20 protein-coding genes are annotated in these 18,063 nt (G+C 41.2%); 12 read left to right on the top strand and 8 right to left on the bottom strand.

Annotation, left to right across the window (positions count from 1 at the left end; translation table 11 throughout):
- The 5 genes from ACOCD9_RS17720 to ACOCD9_RS17740 form a co-directional block, all read left to right on the top strand.
- Nucleotides 1–1,744: Calx-beta domain-containing protein (locus ACOCD9_RS17720; RefSeq protein WP_419548082.1), on the top strand; the 1,744-nt coding region annotated here is incomplete at its 5' end.
- A gap of 46 nt (nt 1,745–1,790) precedes the next feature.
- The gene (locus ACOCD9_RS17725) at nt 1,791–2,795 is read left to right on the top strand and encodes a hypothetical protein (protein WP_419548083.1); all 1,005 of its coding nucleotides are present in this window, start codon (nt 1,791–1,793) and stop codon (nt 2,793–2,795) included.
- A 471-nt stretch (nt 2,796–3,266) separates the two neighbouring features.
- Nucleotides 3,267–3,569 carry an urease subunit gamma gene (gene ureA / locus ACOCD9_RS17730; RefSeq protein WP_002738360.1) on the top strand — a complete coding sequence of 101 codons (303 nt, stop codon included), beginning with the start codon at nt 3,267–3,269 and terminating at the stop codon, nt 3,567–3,569.
- A 19-nt stretch (nt 3,570–3,588) separates the two neighbouring features.
- Nucleotides 3,589–3,915, top strand: coding sequence for an urease subunit beta (gene ureB / locus ACOCD9_RS17735; protein WP_002748322.1), 327 nt, complete (start codon nt 3,589–3,591; stop codon nt 3,913–3,915).
- A gap of 82 nt (nt 3,916–3,997) precedes the next feature.
- Nucleotides 3,998–4,885 (top strand): S-methyl-5'-thioadenosine phosphorylase, encoded by an 888-nt coding sequence (locus ACOCD9_RS17740; RefSeq protein WP_419548084.1) that lies wholly within the window; start codon nt 3,998–4,000, stop codon nt 4,883–4,885.
- Between the two features lie 236 nt (nt 4,886–5,121).
- Here the strand turns inward: ACOCD9_RS17740 and ACOCD9_RS17745 are convergent, their stop codons facing one another.
- Nucleotides 5,122–6,078 (bottom strand): RNA polymerase sigma factor, RpoD/SigA family, encoded by a 957-nt coding sequence (locus ACOCD9_RS17745; protein ID WP_419548085.1) that lies wholly within the window; start codon nt 6,076–6,078, stop codon nt 5,122–5,124.
- A 579-nt stretch (nt 6,079–6,657) separates the two neighbouring features.
- Between ACOCD9_RS17745 and ACOCD9_RS17750 the strand changes: the two genes are divergently transcribed.
- Entirely contained in the window at nt 6,658–7,296 is a 639-nt protein-coding gene (locus tag ACOCD9_RS17750; RefSeq protein WP_104396341.1) for an LON peptidase substrate-binding domain-containing protein, read from the top strand.
- Nucleotides 7,297–7,475: 179 nt separating this feature from the next.
- Nucleotides 7,476–8,078: a Crp/Fnr family transcriptional regulator gene (locus tag ACOCD9_RS17755; protein WP_419548086.1), complete on the top strand. Its 603-nt coding sequence runs from the start codon at nt 7,476–7,478 to the stop codon at nt 8,076–8,078.
- Nucleotides 8,079–8,646: 568 nt separating this feature from the next.
- Here the strand turns inward: ACOCD9_RS17755 and ACOCD9_RS17760 are convergent.
- The 3 genes from ACOCD9_RS17760 to ACOCD9_RS17770 form a co-directional block, all read right to left on the bottom strand.
- A complete protein-coding gene (locus tag ACOCD9_RS17760) occupies nt 8,647–8,886 on the bottom strand; it encodes a putative toxin-antitoxin system toxin component, PIN family (RefSeq protein ID WP_287704769.1) in 240 nt (79 codons plus the stop codon).
- A gap of 317 nt (nt 8,887–9,203) precedes the next feature.
- Nucleotides 9,204–9,329 (bottom strand): hypothetical protein, encoded by a 126-nt coding sequence (locus ACOCD9_RS17765; protein WP_287704767.1) that lies wholly within the window; start codon nt 9,327–9,329, stop codon nt 9,204–9,206.
- A 326-nt stretch (nt 9,330–9,655) separates the two neighbouring features.
- Entirely contained in the window at nt 9,656–10,300 is a 645-nt protein-coding gene (locus ACOCD9_RS17770) for a PEP-CTERM sorting domain-containing protein (RefSeq protein ID WP_419548087.1), read from the bottom strand.
- 400 nt (nt 10,301–10,700) lie between these two features.
- Between ACOCD9_RS17770 and ACOCD9_RS17775 the strand changes: the two genes are divergently transcribed.
- On the top strand, nt 10,701–11,069 hold the full coding sequence (locus tag ACOCD9_RS17775) for an STAS/SEC14 domain-containing protein (protein WP_287704761.1): 369 nt from the start codon (nt 10,701–10,703) through the stop codon (nt 11,067–11,069).
- A 317-nt stretch (nt 11,070–11,386) separates the two neighbouring features.
- Here ACOCD9_RS17775 and ACOCD9_RS17780 read toward each other — a convergent pair whose 3' ends face one another.
- Entirely contained in the window at nt 11,387–12,328 is a 942-nt protein-coding gene (locus tag ACOCD9_RS17780; protein WP_194016841.1) for a DUF1517 domain-containing protein, read from the bottom strand.
- A 167-nt stretch (nt 12,329–12,495) separates the two neighbouring features.
- On the opposite strand from ACOCD9_RS17780, the gene ACOCD9_RS17785 reads away from it, so the two are divergent.
- Together ACOCD9_RS17785 and ACOCD9_RS17790 are read left to right on the top strand one after the other, a co-directional pair.
- Entirely contained in the window at nt 12,496–13,755 is a 1,260-nt protein-coding gene (locus ACOCD9_RS17785) for a phosphopantothenoylcysteine decarboxylase (protein WP_419548088.1), read from the top strand.
- 43 nt (nt 13,756–13,798) lie between these two features.
- Nucleotides 13,799–14,098: a 2Fe-2S iron-sulfur cluster-binding protein gene (locus ACOCD9_RS17790; RefSeq protein ID WP_002766752.1), complete on the top strand. Its 300-nt coding sequence runs from the start codon at nt 13,799–13,801 to the stop codon at nt 14,096–14,098.
- 70 nt (nt 14,099–14,168) lie between these two features.
- Here the strand turns inward: ACOCD9_RS17790 and psbQ are convergent, their stop codons facing one another.
- The gene (psbQ, locus tag ACOCD9_RS17795; RefSeq protein WP_045360899.1) at nt 14,169–14,609 is read right to left on the bottom strand and encodes a photosystem II protein PsbQ; all 441 of its coding nucleotides are present in this window, start codon (nt 14,607–14,609) and stop codon (nt 14,169–14,171) included.
- 122 nt (nt 14,610–14,731) lie between these two features.
- On the opposite strand from psbQ, the gene ACOCD9_RS17800 reads away from it, so the two are divergent.
- Nucleotides 14,732–14,950: a hypothetical protein gene (locus ACOCD9_RS17800; protein ID WP_409770010.1), complete on the top strand. Its 219-nt coding sequence runs from the start codon at nt 14,732–14,734 to the stop codon at nt 14,948–14,950.
- A gap of 83 nt (nt 14,951–15,033) precedes the next feature.
- Here the strand turns inward: ACOCD9_RS17800 and ACOCD9_RS17805 are convergent, their stop codons facing one another.
- Nucleotides 15,034–15,279, bottom strand: coding sequence for a hypothetical protein (locus ACOCD9_RS17805; protein WP_002801056.1), 246 nt, complete (start codon nt 15,277–15,279; stop codon nt 15,034–15,036).
- Between the two features lie 150 nt (nt 15,280–15,429).
- On the opposite strand from ACOCD9_RS17805, the gene ACOCD9_RS17810 reads away from it, so the two are divergent.
- Nucleotides 15,430–17,043: an NERD domain-containing protein gene (locus ACOCD9_RS17810; RefSeq protein ID WP_419548089.1), complete on the top strand. Its 1,614-nt coding sequence runs from the start codon at nt 15,430–15,432 to the stop codon at nt 17,041–17,043.
- A gap of 41 nt (nt 17,044–17,084) precedes the next feature.
- Here ACOCD9_RS17810 and ACOCD9_RS17815 read toward each other — a convergent pair whose 3' ends face one another.
- The gene (locus ACOCD9_RS17815) at nt 17,085–17,939 is read right to left on the bottom strand and encodes a hypothetical protein (protein WP_419548090.1); all 855 of its coding nucleotides are present in this window, start codon (nt 17,937–17,939) and stop codon (nt 17,085–17,087) included.
- Nucleotides 17,940–18,063: the final 124 nt, after the last annotated feature.

The following is an 18,063-nucleotide window of genomic DNA, read 5'->3' on the forward strand; positions in this document are numbered from 1 at the left end:
CATTTATGGTCTCTTTGGGTTAGCAGGAGACGATACAATCAGTGGTGGCGCTGGAGATGACAAGGTTTCGGGTGGAGAAGGAAATGATGTTGTGAATGGAGATGCTGGCAATGACGAGCTTATAGGCGAGGAGGGCAATGACACCCTACAAGGAACCAATAACGGTACAGGAGAACGAGATTATCTAGAAGGAGGAACAGGAAGCGATCGCTTTATTCTTGCAGATACGACAAAGACCTTTTATGATGACGGTAACAGCACCCTTCCCGGTGATAACGACTACGCAACAATTGCCGACTTTAACACCACTGATGATATTATTCAACTACGAGGTTCAAGTAGCAACTATCTGTTATCGGTTGATGGTTCTAATACTAAACTCTACATCAACAAACCAGGCAGCGAACCAGATGAACTGATTGCGGTTATCAATAATCAAACAGCATTAAGTCTAACTGCTAGTTATTTTAGCTATGTTTCTAGTCCTACTCTTCCCAGTATTACGCTTGCGGTTTCTCCCGCAAGTGTTACCGAAGATGGGACAACAAATCTGGTTTATACCTTCACTCGTAGCGGTTCCACAACCAATCCTTTAACAGTCAATTACACCCTCGGAGGGACAGGGACTCTCAATACCGATTACACTCGTACAGGGACTACCAATACTGTCACCTTTGCTGCTGGTTCATCCACTGCGACGGTAACAGTTAACCCCACTGCTGATGCTACAGTTGAAAGTAATGAAACTGTTATTTTAACCCTTGCTGCAGGGACAGGTTATACAATAGGTACTCCCAACGCAGTTACCGGGACAATTACCAATGACGACTTTTCCCAACTCTCCATCAATGACATCACCGTAGTGGAAGGTAAAGATAATAATGCCATCCTCACCGTCATAGTTGATAATCCCAATTCACAACCAATTACCTTCAACTATACCACTGCACCCATTAATGCTACCGCTAATGTAGATTACACTAGCAAAACCGGAACTATCACCATTGCACCTAATACTGCCACCGCTACTATTAGCATTCCCATCCTCAATGATAACCTCAATGAACCTGATGAAGCCTTTACAGTAACCCTGTCAAATCCCGTTAATGCTACCATCAATCCCGAAGGAGGAATAGGAGAAGTTATCATTACTGATACTTGGCAAAGCACTCTCACTCGCACCCTACCCAACAATGTGGAAAACCTCAGACTAATTGGCACTAATAATATTAATGGTATAGGTAACGCTGGTAACAATAATATCACCGGAAATAGTGGCAATAATCAAATCAATGGACGTGCTGGAATCGATACCTTAACCGGTGGTTTAGGTGCAGATATCTTCGTCTTCCAATTTGGCCAATCTACCAGATCAACAAGCGATCGTATCACAGATTTTACCATCAATAGTGATAAAATCGACTTATTAACTCAAGCTGGAAACGCCACGAGTGCGCCTAGTAGTTTCAGTCGTGCTGCTAATAGCACTGTCACCACTTTACAGAATTTAATCAATCAAGTATTTACTGATGCTAATGGAGCGATTACAGGTAATCAAGGATTAGGGGTTAATAGTGCCGCCTTAGTGCAGGTAACAACCGGTGCAATAGCCGGAACCTACCTCGTTATTAATGATAGCGCGGCTGGCTTCCAATCCAGCAATGATTTATTAATAAATATCACCGGATTTACTGGCACTTTACCAGCTTTAGGGAGCATTAATGTTAGTAGCTTTTTTATCTAAGTGTCTAAGCTTTCCTTCTGTGATTCGGTTAGCGTAATGATTAAAAATGAACTCAACAACCGCCAATTATGATGAACCCTGGAAAGAAGCATTAAGCGAGTATTTTGAAGCGTTTTTATGCTTCTTTTTTCCTGAAGTTCACCAATTAATTGATTGGACAAAAATTCCCGAATCCCTAGAAAAAGAACTCAAACGGATTACCGCTTCAGCAAAGACAAAAAAACGTTTTGCTGACAAACTTTATAAGGCTTGGCTACTTGAGGGACAAGAAGTTTGGATTTTGATTCATATTGAAATTCAAAGTCAATACGAAGAAAATTTCCCTCAGAGGATGTATATTTATAACTATCGTGCCTTTGATTTGTATCAGAAACCAGTTATCAGTCTGGCAATTTTAGGAGATGAACGAGCAAATTGGCGACCAGATTCCTATAATTATACTATCGCTGGTTGTGAAGTCAGCCTGAGATTCCCAACGGTTAAATTACTGGACTATGAGGAAAGATGGACAGAACTAGAAGCAAGTAGCAATCCTTTTGCTATAATAGTCATGGCACACCTGAAAACGAAAGCGACTACTGGGAAGCTGCCACAACGAGAACAGTGGAAGTGGAAGTTAATCAGGGGATTATATGAAAAGGAGTTCGAGAGAGAACAGATAATTAAACTGTTTGAAATCATCGACAATATGATGACTTTATCCCCTGAATTACAGTCAAGTTTAGAGAGTAAAATCAAACAATTTGAGGAGGAAAGAACCATGCCTTTAATGAGTAATATGGAGTTACGAGGAATGGAACGCGGTAAAGAAATTGGTAAGGAAATTGGTAAGGAAATTGGCAAGGAAATTGGCAAGGAAATTGGAGCGTTAGAAAAAAGCCGCGATGCCATAAAAACAGTTTTAACTGTGCGGTTTGGACAGATTTCTTCAGAAATTGAAGAGATAATCGGCAAAATCACTAACCCTACTATCTTAGAAGAGCTACTAAAATTAGCAGCTACCGCTAATTCTCTCGCAGAATTTAGGCAGTCTTTGGCAAGAATCCAATAATCTTATCCTAATAAGTACCTAAGCAAAATTAATTACACATATCTAACCCCCTCCTTGCCTCTTGCCGTTCGACAAAAGCTCACGCGGCGGTTCGACAGGCGGTTCGGCTGAGCGTTCGACAAAAGCTCACGCGGCGGTTCGACAGGCTCACCGTCCGCTCGACTGAGCTCGCCGAACGTCCGAGGTCCGAACGGAGTCAGGAGTCAAGAGTCGGGAGTTTCAGGCTTTGTTGCCCTCTCTTTTTTGTACCAACTCATGTACTACAATAAGGATAATGCAAGGTTTTTGATGGTCCCAATCCGATTTTCGCAGCATGAACATCGGATTTTAACAGGTCAAAAGCCTTATTTTAAAAGGGTTTTACCATTATTCAGCAAACCCTAAGTAAATAAAATTTCACAACTCGATCGCTACAAATATCCGGCCAACAACTACAATAACCCTAGCATCTGTGTGAAAAAAGGCCTATCTATGCAACTTTCGCCCCAAGAAAAAGATAAATTACTCATTTTCACGGCGGCGCTGCTCGCCGAAAGACGCAAAAACCGTGGTATCAAGTTAAATTATCCCGAAGCGATCGCCTATATTAGCGCCGCCATCCTCGAAGGTGCTAGAGAAGGTCGTAGCGTCGCTGAATTGATGAGTTACGGCACCACTTTATTAACTCGCGAGGAGGTAATGGAAGGCATCCCGGAAATGATTACGGAAGTGCAGATCGAGGCGACTTTTCCCGATGGCACTAAATTAGTTACCGTTCACAATCCCATTCACTAACAGGAGATTTTTAGCAGTTATGATTCCGGGAGAAATTATCACACCATCCGGGGCGATCGAGATTAATGTCGGTCGCGACACCCTGCGTATTTCTGTAGCTAATACAGGCGATCGACCCATTCAAGTGGGTTCCCACTATCATTTTTATGAAGTTAATCAGGCCCTGGAGTTCCAGCGCGAATTAACCAAAGGAACCCATCTGAATATTCCCGCAGGGACATCAGTTCGATTTGAACCGGGAGACACGAAAGAGGTGGAGTTAGTTGCCATCGCGGGAACTGAAGAAATTTATGGCTTTAATGGTTTAATTAATGGTTCCCTCAAGGGCAAGAAAAAGAAAAAGTAGGGCTTTGACGGAAAAATTATCACAGTTCGATCGCCCAATTGTGGTAACATCGAGGCAACGATAACTAATTCTTTCCAAGACTATGACGACGGTAAAAATTGGCATCATTGGCGGCAGTGGTTTGTATAAAATGGATGCCCTCAAGGATGTGCGGGAAGTATCCCTCGATACTCCTTTTGGTTCTCCTTCCGATGCTTTAATTCTCGGTACTTTAGAGGGAACAGAAGTCGCCTTTTTAGCGCGTCATGGCAGAAGTCACCATTTTTTACCGACCGAATTACCCTTTCGAGCTAATATTCACGCTCTCAAACAATTAGGGGTTGAATATATTATTTCCGCTTCGGCCGTTGGTTCCCTAAAAGCGGAAGTTAAACCCCTAGATTTAGTCATTCCCGATCAATTTATTGACAGAACTAAAGAGAGAATAGCGACTTTTTTTGGGGAAGGAATTGTTGCCCATGTTGCCTTTGGCGATCCCATTTGTCCCCAATTAGCCAACATTTTAGGGGATGCCGTCGCTAGTTTAAACCTACCGGAAGTTACCTTACATCGGGGCGGTACATATCTCTGCATGGAGGGGCCAGCTTTTTCTACTAAAGCGGAATCAAATCTCTATAGAAGTTGGGGGGCAACCGTGATCGGTATGACCAATTTAACCGAGGCTAAATTAGCCCGAGAAGCGGAAATTGCCTACGCTACCTTAGCCCTAGTTACCGATTACGATTGTTGGCATCCCGATCACGATCATGTCACGGTAGAAATGGTGATCGAAAATCTACACCATAACGCTATTAATGCCCAAAAAGTTATTCAAGAAACGGTGCGTCGTCTGGCAGCTAATCCTCCCGTTTCCGTCGCTCATTCTGCCCTTAAATACGCTATTCTTACCCGTCTAGATTCTGTTCCCGTCGCCACTAAAGAAAAATTAGCTCTCCTGTTGAAAAAATATCTTGAAGAAGTAGAGAAATAGCCGAGAAAAGTCGCCGATTAATTTAGAAATGGGTCATTTTTCTCGCTGTTATCCAGACGATCAATTTGACCCTTAACGAAGGCAGGGGGCAGGGGGCAGGAGGCAGTATTCAGGAGTCAGGCTTCGGCCGTGAGCTCAGCCGAACGGAGATAGGAGATTATTTTATTTATTCTCCCCACACCCCACACCCTACACCCCACACCCTGCCTCCACCAACAAACTTTTTGCCGCAAACCCTAACTAGCTAGATATTCTCTGATGTTGGCCTTGCGTTTTCTTAATTTAGCGATCGCTTCTCGTTCGATCTGACGGACGCGTTCACGACTGATATTGAGTCGAACGCCAATTTTTGCTAGGGTGAGGGGCTGCCCATTATCTAAACCAAAACGCAGACAAATCACTTCTTTTTGTTGAGGGGTGAGATCTGCCATCAGTTTTTCCAAATCCACCTGTAGGGAAGAATAGGCAGTGTAATCTTCCGGGGAAAGTCCCGTATCTTCCAAGAGTTCCCCTAATTCCGTGTCTTGATTGTCCCCCACCTTTAAGTCAAGGGAAAGGGGTTGACGAGACTTTTCCAAGTAGTCTCGCACCTGTTTGGGAGTTAGGTCTAATTCCTCGGCTAATTCGGCAATGGTGGCGGCGCGACCTTTCTCTTGAGCTAGTTGACGCTGGGCTTTTTTGATTTTATTCAGTTTTTCGGTGATGTGGATGGGCAGACGGATGGTGCGACTTTTTTCTGCGATCGCCCGGGTGATAGCTTGGCGAATCCACCAATAGGCATAGGTAGAAAAGCGATAGCCTTTGGTGGGGTCGAATTTTTCCACCCCTCTTTGCATCCCAATGGTTCCCTCTTGGATGAGGTCTAATAGATCTAGATTGCGTTTTAGGTATTTTTTAGCGACGGAAACCACTAGACGCAGGTTCGCTTCTACCATCTTGCGTTTGGCGAAATCCCCCGCCCCCAATTCTCGACGCAGTTGTTCTTCACTAATTTCCGCTGCTTCTGACCACAGGCGATCGCTGGGGTCGCTGCCGAGTTTCACCCTCAGGGATTCTTTGATTTTTTCCAGAAAAATTAATCTTTGTACCTGTTTCGCGTAGAGAATTTCTTCTTCATGGGTGAGAAGGGGAACGCGGCCAATTTCTCTGAGATAGGCGCGAACTGGATCGGTAAGGTTTTTCGAGGTTTTCATGAGTGCGCGTCGGTTGAGGGTTGATATTCAGGGATTGATGGCGTTTTTCAGATCGCTTCCCCAGGGGCAGTCAAGGAGATGCTATCAGGGTTTATTCTAGTTTTGTAAAGAGATTGGTAAGTGATTACTCAAGGATAGAGAGAAATCTAATTGACGATTTAATTGCCTCTATAGTCCTTTTTTTGGCTAGATATAGAGTTTATGGGCATAAATGGCAAGTAGTGAGAACCTTAGTTATTTAACTAATGTTACAACAACTATTAAATATTGTAAAGTTTATGAGAGAAAAAAAATCATCCCTCTCAGAGAAGAACCAATGAAGATGAGTTTTGAGTATCTCTACTCATAGATTACCCAAAGGTTTCCGCTCGGAATGCAATCTAGATGACAAAATGAGCAATTTTCTCATTTAGCGATCGCTATGCGATCGGTGAGGGGAGTGGGGGGTGGGGAGTGGGAAGTATAAATAAAAATAATCTTCTGCCGACCGCCGACCGCCTCCCGTCCATTGCCCTTGCCTAGCGGTTCAGGGGGGATTGTGTAAAAATAAGAAAAGATCGGTTTTTTTTCACTAAACCTATGGCCACTTCTTCCATTGCCGTTAGAGAATTACCTCTCTTTCCCCTACCCGAAGTTGTTTTATTTCCGGGTCGTCCCCTGCCCCTACACATCTTCGAGTTTCGCTATCGGATTATGATGAATACGATACTGGAAGAAGATCGCCGTTTTGGGGTCTTAATGGTAGATCCTGCCACCGGAGAAATCGCTAAAGTCGGCAGTTGTGCGGAAGTTGTCCGTTGTCAACGTCTCCCGGATGATCGGTTAAAAATTCTCACCATCGGTCAACAGCGTTTCCGTGTCCTAGAATACGTCCGGGAAAAACCCTATCGTGTCGGTTTAGTGGAGTGGATTGAAGATGTCCCCACCACCCAAGATTTGCGACCTCTGGCCACAGAAGTGGATCGACTGCTGCGGGATGTGGTTCATCTCTCAGCCAAATTAACCGCTCAAAAAATCGAACTACCCGACGATTTGCCCAGTCTTCCCCTGGAATTATCCTACTGGGTGGCGGGTAATCTCTACGGTGTGGCCGGGGAACAACAAGCTTTATTGGAAATGCTCGATACAGTCAGTCGTCTGCAACGAGAATCGGAAATTCTCACCTCGACTCGCAATCATCTGGCCGCTCGCACGGCTCTTAAAGATGCTTTAAATTAATGATCTTGAGGTTTTTCAGCTGCGGGAGAGGGAAATGGGGAAGTTATTTCAGTGAACAGTAATCGGTGAACTGATAACTCATATCTGATAACTGTTAATCTGGGGATTACCCAATGTTTACCTTGATACAGTAGAGTGGGGTTAAAATTGTTAGCCCCTCACCTAGGAGAACTTTGATCATGTTGCTGACCTATAATCCCAGCGTCTCACCCTTCCGAGAAGACTATAGCGAGAGTCGTAGGCTCCATTTTTATGATCGCGGGGAAAATATTCCTCTGGTGGTTGATGGAGTCTGGCAAGTTTATCGGGGTATGGCGCAACTAAGTCAAGTATCTGAGAGTGGAGAGGAAATTTTACTAGGCTGGGCCCATTCATCCCACTTTTTCGGCTTAAATTTGACCCATCTAGAATCCTATCACGCCAGAGCCTTGTCGGAACTGTACCTAAAATGGTACACGATCGCCGAAGTGGAAAATTCGGTGGAATTAACCAAGATGATGTTAAGTCAAATGATCCGTCGTCAACAACAAACGGAATCCTTACTTGCGATCGCAGGACTCAAACGAGTGGAGGAACGTCTTCAGCAGTTACTACAGTTATTAAAGCGGGAAATGGGAGAACCAATCGCCCAAGGCAGTCGTTTAAAGATCCGTTTAACCCATCAAAATCTCGCCAATGCTATCGCTACCACGAGAGTAACGGTGACGCGTTTGTTAGGCCAATTTCAGCGTCAGGGATGGGTGAGTATCGATGGTGATCGCCATTTAATTATTCACCATTAATCCCTCTTCTGTCACTCTAGGGAACGGGAAAACAGAAATGACAGGGAAAAACGGATTCTAACAGAGAATTTATTAATCGATTAAGTTGATTATATAGTAAAGAAAAGTAGTGAATTAGTCCAGGGGTAAAGAAAACGCATAGCCAAGCTTTTCAGCGATTCAAGCAACCGAAAGGCTCGATAAATAACAGGGTAAGCGCATCTTCACAATCCTTGACAAAATGGACTTGATGTGAGTTACTTACCCAGAGAGCGATTCAGGCATATTTGATGAGAATTGGCCATCTCAATTGTTAAGCAAAAATCGACCCATTTGGTCGATTTCGTAACTATTATGATTGACTGGTATCACTTGAAATGCCCATGCGGATCACAAAATTGGCCAATTGTCAATAGCGTTTGAGATGCTCTCACCCTGCGGCAGACTGAGGCTAACCATTGAGCCAGTTAAAAGGGTTTTAGAGAGATTCATAACAATCGATAACTATAAAAATCTAGATCGAGGGTAAATATTTTTCCTTAGTTTTATCTTAGCATAGCAAGGAAAGTGGGCAAAAAACTAAACCCCATCAACCGACAGAATCAGTATCCAAAAATTCTAATACAGTGATGATTTTAATCTTTCTAAATCGGTTCAAGACTAGCAAATCTTCATCCCCTGTAATAAGAGATTCAGCATGACCACTAATCGCTAACTCTAGATATTTATTATCCTTGAAATTTCGACATTCATCGATAGATTCTGACGGTTGCACTAATAAAGATGCTTCTACTAATGTTTCTAATAGCTCTTGGCGAATTAATACCATTTCTCTAAATAAAAACTACACATCGAATTTAAGTCACCCTTTTTAAGGGGGATTTAGGGGGATTAAACTTCTGTAGTCAGACTTTGGAGAATTGGTATAAATAGCGGTCAAATTTAGAACTAGATAAAACGTTACTAATACCATTTCTCTAAATAAAAACTACACATCGAATTTAAGTCACCCTTTTTAAGGGGGATTTAGGGGGATTAAACTTCTGTAGTCAGACTTTGAAGAATTGCTATAACGCCAAACGAGGTGGACTGTTTTTAAATAAAAAAGCACTAACAATTACATTAGCATCAAAAACAAATCGGGCTTTATTCATCTTGTTCTAAGATAGACGCTAAAATGTCTGGATTTAATCCGTTAGCTTCTGCTTCATCACTAGATCGATCCATAATTGTTGATAATCTGGCTCCTGCTTTTTGACGATATTTTTCCAATTATAATTGAATATTTTTAGTTAATTTATTTTCTATATTCCCTCGGCCATTGGGGTTGATTTTAGCGTAATATCTAGCAATTTATAAAGGAACTTGAATAGTGATTTCTGTCTGGCTATTCATGGTAATTGATTGTTTTTTTACTTTTGACAGAATTATGTTGTAGCACAAAATCACAATACTCATTGAATTTGACGATATTGATGTAAAAGTTGCCATTAAATCACAAAAATCAATGAATAGAAACATGGACAAAAAATAAACCCCCTCAACTGACTGAATGAAGGGGCATTTATAGTATTTTCGGTGGGCAATTTAGCCGACTTTTATGGTTTGAGTTTGCGTTTGAGGGTTGAAGCCGCGCCGAGAGTACCAAGGGCAAGGAGACCGAGAGTTGAGGTGGGTTCGGGAACTGTAGTTGAGATAATAAAGCTTCCACCATCCCCAGCAAGTGTTAGGCTAGGATTTCCCCTTAGCTTGATGTTCAAGGCGGAAAAATTCCCCAATAACTCCACAGAACCGTAAGCGGAACGAGTACCAGTAGTCGGAGGGGTAGTGAAGGGAGGAAGACCAACGCCAGTATACGGATTCGCATCGGCGATGATTTTGTTCGTGGCATCGACTGTTAAGCCATCGCCGCCACCACCGTTACCGCTAAGTAAATTGAGTGCGATCGAACCATTGCTCGGACCAGAAAAATCATAGATCATCCCGTCAAGATTGGCAACGTGAAAGGTGGGATTGGTCACGGGCGAGCTAAACTGAATCTTTAAAGTCGCAGTCTGGCCAGTCTGATTAAACATTGTATAACCTACCCGATCACCTAAACTTTGGGATGGAGTATAGATGCTGCTGTAGCTGTATTGAGGGGTAGTATTATCGATTGTTGTTCCTTCCCAACTTGTTGGGTTAATACCTGCAATCGTAAAGTTAGGTCCGCCACCAGCGAGTATAGAACCTGTAACGTTCACTCCCCCTAGGGTTCCCGCGAATGTTCCTGTGCCTGGTCCCCCAGAGGTAAAGGTATTCAAGTCAAGGAAAACTACTGCTGCTTTCGCTTGGGGGGTCGCAATGAAGATACTGCTTGTGAGCGCAGTGATGGATAACAGTGAAACAAATTTCATTTTTTAGTGGTTTTAAGATAAACGCCGACCACTATACACACTTCTCCCTCCCCCGTTGTATCAAAAACTACAATTTAATAAATCTTTACATTTCTCTCCCTGAATTGGATAGGATGCATTGCTCGATACCTGTTTGGTGTTACGATCAGCTACGGTGTCGGGATTATAGCTCGTCTAGTGATCTGGGTGAAACCGTCTATTCGTGATAGCATATAGTTAGACTTCGACCATTTGGGAGAGGCAAACTATGATAGATTATAATTTAGACGCGGCGCATAGCATTCTCTATATGCGACCTACATCTGCACTTGCGGCGGAAGATTTTGTCAAGATTGCGGAGGCAGTGGATCCCCACATTGAAGCCACTGGTGGCCTTGCTGGCGTAATCATCGAAGTACCTAAGTTCACCGGTTGGGAAAGTTTTGGGTCCTTGGTCGCTCATTTCCGGCTGATACGCGACCATCACAAGTACGTCAGTAAGGTTGCCGTGGTGACTGATTCCACGTTGGTTAAACTGATCGAAAGTCTGGCTTCCCACTTTGTCTCGGCTGAAGTCAGGCAGTTCCCATGGGGGGAAACTGAGGTAGCGAACCAATGGGTCTTGGGCGGCTCCTGATTCCCTTGCAGTACAATGGACATCTCCAGCAATTAACCTCAATCTAGCCTGAATTTTGGAGATGTCTAATACCAAATCCGTTTTTAATACTATGATTGACTGCCAAGTTATGAATTGTTTTTCGCTGCTCCCTGCTCTCCTATGCCTTTTAACAGGATTTAGGCATAATCGGTGGAGTTGTTAGGTTTCGTTCCGAGGGACTAACCTACGAAACTCACCCCATCACCAGCCAATTGACTTTTTCAGCAAACCCTAATCAAAAAATCTCCCCGTAAAAGGGAGATTTTGGGCAATATCTAGAGTTATTACCCGAAAAACTACACCAATTTCAGATCGGGATAATTAGCGAGAATGTCATCTTGACTGAGAACATCACCCTCGCTTTGGGGAGTCCAAATCACTTCTACTGCTAAAAGTCGATCGCCTCCCATACTACCAATTTGTTGCAGGGCCTGTTTCAAGTCTTGGGAATCATTAATTTTGGGTAGGGAAAATTTACCGACAATGCCAGCCAAAATAGTCACCAAAATATAGCCTTCCGGTGCGGTTTTAGCTAATTCTCCAGCCGATTCGGGTAAAATATTTTCTGTAGAACCTTGACGCAATTGATTATTGTAATTAGTTAAGGTTTCCGCCGTTAGTTTACCGCGTTCGTTGAGAGACCACTGATTAAACTTCGCTTCTGCACTGCTGAGGCTGGTTTGTTGGCAATCGACGTTACCATAAACCCAGTATTCCGGATGACGTAACAGGGCGAGGGCCGATTCTTGTAAGACTTCGACCCGTCCCTCAGAGGTGCTAGTATCCACAGTTAGGGCGATTTGATTTAATTCTTGTTGCAGATAACGGGCATTAGCCAACAAACCCACCTGTACTTTAGCCACGGAGACGGTTTCATAACCGGATTCTATCGTCATACCATTCTCGTCACTGCCTCCACCATTACGGAAAGCATTAACGAGGAAGTTGGCAATAGCAAAAAAGATTAACAGAGATATTAAGCCACCGCCACCACCACCCCAAAAGAAGGGTAAGAGGAAGGGAAAACCAATACCGCCACCGTAACCGGGGGAACTGTAACCACCACCTCTAGAAGGGCTAATACTGCGACTAGGGGCGCGAAAACTACCGCCACCCATTCTCCCCCCCGATGCCGCTAAAGCACTGGGAATAGAACCGAAAATCAGCGTTGTCACTAATCCTAGAACTAATAGCGGCTTGGCAAGCGATCGAACTTTAGTTAAAATTTTGTCAATCATAAGAACACCGAAGCAACCCTTTATTTACTAGGATAACCAGTTTCTCGCTCAGAGATAGACAAATCCCGAATAGGGATAACCGAATCAGTTATCAGTGATCAGATTTGAGTTTTCAGTTCACTGTTTACTGTTTACTGATCACTGACAAAACCCCCACCCCCAAATTTATGACTTGGAATTTCTCCTCTCCCACGGATTCGGACTTAGGCGATCGCGAAGTACCCTTAGAAAATCATCATCTCTGGGGTAAACGGATTGCTTTACTGGTGACAGGAGGGATTGCGGCCATGAAAGCGCCGCTAATTGCCCGATCTTTGCGGAAATTCGGGGCCACAGTCGTGGCTTTTGTCTCGGAAGAAGCTTTAAGATACGTTACTAGGGAAGCTTTGGAATGGAGTACGGTTAATCCCGTAATTAGCCAATTAACGGCAAAAGCAGAACATTTAAGCGATCAATCTCCCTTTGATCTTTATTTAGTCGCCCCCGCTACCTATAACACGATTAATAAGTTTCGTTACGGAATCGCTGACGGAGTGATCACTTCATGCTTGGCCTCGGCCTTGGGACGACAGGAAAAGGGAAAAACTAAAATTCTGCTTGTCCCCACCATGCACGGCAGTTTACATAATGCTATTCTGAGCGAATCTTTGCAAACTCTCGATCGCTGGGGAGTTCAGATTATGCCACCCCGGGATGATTACGGTAAACACAATCTCCCCGGGGAAAAAGAGATTACCGTGGCAGCCTGTGGGATTCTCAGTAATTCTGTCCTGAAAAATAGGCCGATTTTAGTCACTGGTGGACCCACACCCGTGATTATCGATAATATTCGTCGTTTAACCAATCGTTTTACTGGACAGTTAGGGGTCGCTATTGCAGAAGAATTATACTTGCGCGGGGCCAAGGTGCAGTTAATCCACGGACGGGGCAGCTATACACCCCCCGCTTATTTACCCCACGAAATTATTGAAACTTATGACGAGTATCTAGGGAAGGTGATGGGAGAATTAGAGAGTAAAGATTATAAATTTGGGATTTTTTCGGCAGCAGTGGCAGATTATCGCTTAGAAAACCCTTTTTCTGGTAAGATTCCCAGTGGAGGGCAGTTAAATCTTAATTTTGTGCCGACGGAAAAGGTGATTGATAAGGTGAGAGAAAAATTTCCCGATTTAGAGATGGTGACTTTCAAGTATCAGGAGGGAGTCAGTCAGGAAGAGTTACTGGAAATCGCCCGTAAACGCCTAGAAAAGGGCTATCAGGCCGTCATTGCTAATAGGGGTGAGGAAAAGGGCGATCAAGGGGAACAGGTGGCTTATTTGGTCACAAAAGCGGCATTGAGGAAATTTATCGGCAAAAAAGCGATCGCTATTGGCATCGCCGAATATTTAGAAGAGCGAGCCAAAAATGTTACAATCAAAAAAATTTAATATTTTTTAATATTAATTTGCAAAAATTTAGGGTAACACAGTCATGGGTAACATCAACTTCGTCAAAGAGAATAAGATCGTGGTAGCGGCAGATGGGGCGAATTTACGAGAGAAAGCAATCCAGAATGGCGTTGATATCTACACTTTTGGCGGTAAATTGATGAATTGTGGCGGTTACGGCCAGTGTGGTACTTGTATAGTGGCAATTGTCGAGGGTCTGGAAAATCTCTCGGCTAAAACCGACTTTGAACAGCGCTGTCTAAAGAAAAAACCCGAAAATTATCGTTTAGCCTGTCAAACCATGGTTAATGGCCCTATTAGCGTCCAAACTAAACCAAAATAGCATTTATCGGTTTTTTAGCTGCGGCCTGGTCGGTGATCACTGATAATTGATCAGTGATCACTGATAAAAACTAACTAGGAACAATATTTAAGAAAGCATCGAAGTCTTTTAATGCTTCTTGGAATTGATTAGCAGCGAGACTAGCATCTTTTTCCTTGGCTGCCGCATCGATGCGTTCAAAGTGAACGAAAAGATTTTTCGCTAACTGCTTGGCTTTTTCTTGGTCTTTGGGCAGTAAATTACGGGATAATCCTACCATTTCCTGACGCAATTGCCCCAAAGGGCCGTGGATATAGGTGCGAGTATCTACCCAATTTTTGTCAGCGATGAGGTCTTGCAAAACGCTCATTTTTTCGCGAAATCCTTCTATGGGTTGGATGTAAACCTGTAACTGTTCGATTTTTTGGGGACTATAGACGGTGGGGATAGTTGCTTGGGGACCACTGCAGCTAACCAGCAGCGTAGTAACTAGGACTAAAACTAGGGAAATAATCGAGCGAAGACGTGGCATTGGTTTATATGTACTATTTAACAAACTATTGACGTTCTCTCCCTTAACCAGTCAAGGTATCGGGACGATTTTTACTTTATCAGAATTTTGGGTTTAAAACCTCGCCCCTTTTAGGGTATCCATTGGTCACATCTTTCATTAACAAAAAGAGAAGAAACTTAAAAAAGGGCTCTTCTCGACTTTGTGTGATAAGTTTAACTTATATAGTAGCGATCGGTCTTTGTGTCCTCTGTGTCTCTGTGGTTCGTTCCACTGAAAAGTTCCTGAACAGTAATGATTGTAAAGGAAATGGAATGACGGGACGCATTAGCAATAACTTGGGGATGATTGCGAAGAATTAGGGAAATATGGTCAGTATCGAGAATATATTGAGACACAAATCTTTATCCTCTACAGATAATATGAGGGATCTACTTCACTGTCATCATCTAAAAGGTGAGGGGTTATCTAGAGGTGTTGTCCATGATATCGTTTCAATTTGGCTAATTTGTTCGATAAAGGTTGTTTGTAGTTGGGAAATGGCTTCTTGTTTGGTGGGTGCTTGGACTCGAAAATGAGGCAATTCAGCGATAGATACAGCATATTGACCATTTTTAAGGGTTTCTATCAGTATTTTTACCTTTAGATTAGCTGATGGTTGGGAGGGTGGGATATTGAGATTGATGACCATAGCATTTTGTTGATTTATCGCTTTACTTCCTTATTTTATTGGAAGTCATGATAAGTATGAGGCATTTTTTGGTAAGTTAGGATTTAGAGAGTTGCGTTGCCGAAGGCAGACTGTGTGATCACTCGTTTTCAATTATGGGTAATATCAATTATGGCTAAAATGTTTCCCCCAGATGCGCCTTCTAATCCTAATTTACGGGGAGAATCAGAAGTATATCATTTACTATCCCAACTTGACGATGATTTTTACATTTTTCAAGACAGATACTGGAGTTTTAAGGATAAAGATGGAGCTATAACTGAAAGAGAAACGGATTTCTTGTTAGTTCATCCCCAGAAAGGTCTATTGATTATTGAAGTCAAGGGAGGAACTCGATTTTCTTACGACGGGGAACACGATAAGTGGAAATCGGGAGATAATATTTCTTATCAAAATCCCTACAAAAAACAATTAGCTAACTCAAAAAAATTGCCGTTATTTCTAAGAGGTGAACTACCTAGTTTGAAAAATCGTTGGATAACTTGTGGATATGCAATTTGTTTTCCTCATATTGATATTTTAGAGGGAAATTTAGCTCCCTTTATGGAAAGAGAAGTTACTTTGTTTAGAGATGATCTAAAAAATCTAGGTGAGAAAATCAACGAAATATATAGTCATTATAGTAATAATAGTCATAAACATCTTGGTAAAAATATAGTAGAAGAAATTAAAACTTTAATTACCCGTAATTCAGAATTTAGAAAATCCCTCAGTGCAGAACTAGAAGATGAGAAACAAACTATAATTAAGCTGACTAAAGAGCAACAAGAAATTTTAGATGGTTTTTATAAAGTTAAAACTCCAATCCTTATTGATGGACCTGCGGGAACAGGAAAAACTCAACTCGCAATCTCACAAGCTATTTCAGATATTCAATCTGATAGATTGGTTTTATTCATTACTAATTCTCAGGATTCAAAAGATTATATCTATAAGGAAATTTCGCTTAATGTTGAAATTAATAATGATCTTTTAAAGATATTTACGCTTAAAGAACTTAGTTTATTACAAAAAGTTTTAGAAAATAAAGAAAATTTAGAAGAAGTCAGAATTATTATTGATGAGGCACAACAATTAGATGGTGATTTTTTAAGAAAAATAGCTGACTATGCTAGTCAAATGTTTAATCGATCAATTTTAATTTTTAAAGATGATTCTCAAAAAACTAATGAAAATGATATACAAGAGATATTTAAACCCTTTAATTATACCCTGCAAAAAGTAATCAGAAACACAATTAATATTTTTGATTCTTACGAAGAATATATTAGTCCAACCTATAAAGTAAAAAAGCCTGTCAGACAGTTTAAGGAAGTCATCACAGATTATTACATAACTGATGAAGACTTAATTAAAGCCATAAAAAGCAATATTTTGGCATTAATAAACGATGAAAAGGTTTTACCTAAACACATAACAATCCTCTTTTCTAAACAACCAAGTCAAAACTTTCTTGACTCGATAGCATCAAAAATTTCTACTTTCAAATTTAAGCGATTCTCTCTCGCTAGTCCTCAAACAATTACTTGGTCAACTATTTACGATTTTCAAGGCTTAGAAAATCATATAATTTTATTAGTGGAATTAGAACCAGAACCCATTTCTGAGACCATTCGCTTAAGAAGATTAAGATATATTGGTCGCTCAAGAGCTTGTAGTATTTTATACATCTTTTTAAGAAAAGATATGTCTTCAGATATAATTGATATTGCCGATATATTTTAAAATTTGTAAAAGTCATCAAGTCATCTAATCCTTCACTCTCACTATTCTAATCCTTCACTCTCACTATTATTCGATAGCTCAGTAAAATCAAAGTAATCACAAAAGTTGAAATTATCTTTATGGGAAAAAATTGATGATAAAACCCTTGAAATAGTATGAGAAATTGGTCGAGGTAAATAATTTTCTACATTTTTACGAAATAAATTTTCATCAAAAGTCTGGCCATTATCTTGATGAGATAAGATCCATAATGCGTACAATGCGTTGAGATTTAAGTCAATGGATTTTGTAGAAAGAAAGGTTTGAAATTGAGCAATTAGTTTTTCACGCGATCTTTCACGATTTTTAATCATCATGAGAATATATGGCGGATCTTTTTTTCGAGGTTTTACTAAATGATGAATTAATCTTGTTCTGGCATAATCCATGATATTTTGATTCTTAAAAATATCATCCATTGCTTTGTATGCGGAAGATATTATGTTATTAGGAAATCCCAAGATAATAAATTCAACAACAGTCCAAGTATTTTTTTTGATTGTTTTTGGATACTTACAAATGATTTCTGGGATTTTATTGATTAATTGTATAACCAAGTTTTCATCGTAATCATGATGATCTTTTAAAGAAAATAAATAATTAGTTATTCGATGACAATCTTTTTCTTGAAGGTTGGCTGTAAGATTAATAGTATTTATGTCAAAATCTTCATCTTCATCTTCATCTTTTTCTGTTTTCTGATTATCTTCCCAATGTTCCTCATTTATAAGTTCATTACCATAAGCTATTTGATGATCTTTTCTAAAAAAATCTTTGACATATTTAGGATTATGTATAATTTTCGTTTTTGCCGAGTTTAAGTTTAGTCCTATCCTATGTAGCTGACAGGGGGACAAGCAAGCTGAAAAGCTTATGTAGCATGGAATACAGATACAGACTCCAAAAAAAGATAAGTCATATTTACCATATATGACCTAAATAACGAAAATGATAAGTGAACTATACCAGAAAGTGTTAGAA

The organism is Microcystis sp. (genome assembly GCF_048564745.1).
GTDB lineage: Bacteria > Cyanobacteriota > Cyanobacteriia > Cyanobacteriales > Microcystaceae > Microcystis > Microcystis ichthyoblabe_A.

Coding starts and splice junctions, on each gene's coding strand:
- ACOCD9_RS17740 (WP_419548084.1), top strand. CDS start 3,998: ATGACGACGGTAAAAATTGGCATCATTGGCGGCAGTGGTTTGTATAAA.
- ACOCD9_RS17805 (WP_002801056.1), bottom strand. CDS start 15,279: ATGGTCATCAATCTCAATATCCCACCCTCCCAACCATCAGCTAATCTA.
- ACOCD9_RS17760 (WP_287704769.1), bottom strand. CDS start 8,886: ATGGTATTAATTCGCCAAGAGCTATTAGAAACATTAGTAGAAGCATCT.
- ACOCD9_RS17785 (WP_419548088.1), top strand. CDS start 12,496: ATGACTTGGAATTTCTCCTCTCCCACGGATTCGGACTTAGGCGATCGC.
- ACOCD9_RS17755 (WP_419548086.1), top strand. CDS start 7,476: ATGTTGCTGACCTATAATCCCAGCGTCTCACCCTTCCGAGAAGACTAT.
- ACOCD9_RS17725 (WP_419548083.1), top strand. CDS start 1,791: ATGAACTCAACAACCGCCAATTATGATGAACCCTGGAAAGAAGCATTA.
- ureB (WP_002748322.1), top strand. CDS start 3,589: ATGATTCCGGGAGAAATTATCACACCATCCGGGGCGATCGAGATTAAT.
- psbQ (WP_045360899.1), bottom strand. CDS start 14,609: ATGCCACGTCTTCGCTCGATTATTTCCCTAGTTTTAGTCCTAGTTACT.
- ACOCD9_RS17745 (WP_419548085.1), bottom strand. CDS start 6,078: ATGAAAACCTCGAAAAACCTTACCGATCCAGTTCGCGCCTATCTCAGA.
- ACOCD9_RS17780 (WP_194016841.1), bottom strand. CDS start 12,328: ATGATTGACAAAATTTTAACTAAAGTTCGATCGCTTGCCAAGCCGCTA.
- ureA (WP_002738360.1), top strand. CDS start 3,267: ATGCAACTTTCGCCCCAAGAAAAAGATAAATTACTCATTTTCACGGCG.
- ACOCD9_RS17790 (WP_002766752.1), top strand. CDS start 13,799: ATGGGTAACATCAACTTCGTCAAAGAGAATAAGATCGTGGTAGCGGCA.
- ACOCD9_RS17810 (WP_419548089.1), top strand. CDS start 15,430: ATGGCTAAAATGTTTCCCCCAGATGCGCCTTCTAATCCTAATTTACGG.
- ACOCD9_RS17750 (WP_104396341.1), top strand. CDS start 6,658: ATGGCCACTTCTTCCATTGCCGTTAGAGAATTACCTCTCTTTCCCCTA.
- ACOCD9_RS17775 (WP_287704761.1), top strand. CDS start 10,701: ATGATAGATTATAATTTAGACGCGGCGCATAGCATTCTCTATATGCGA.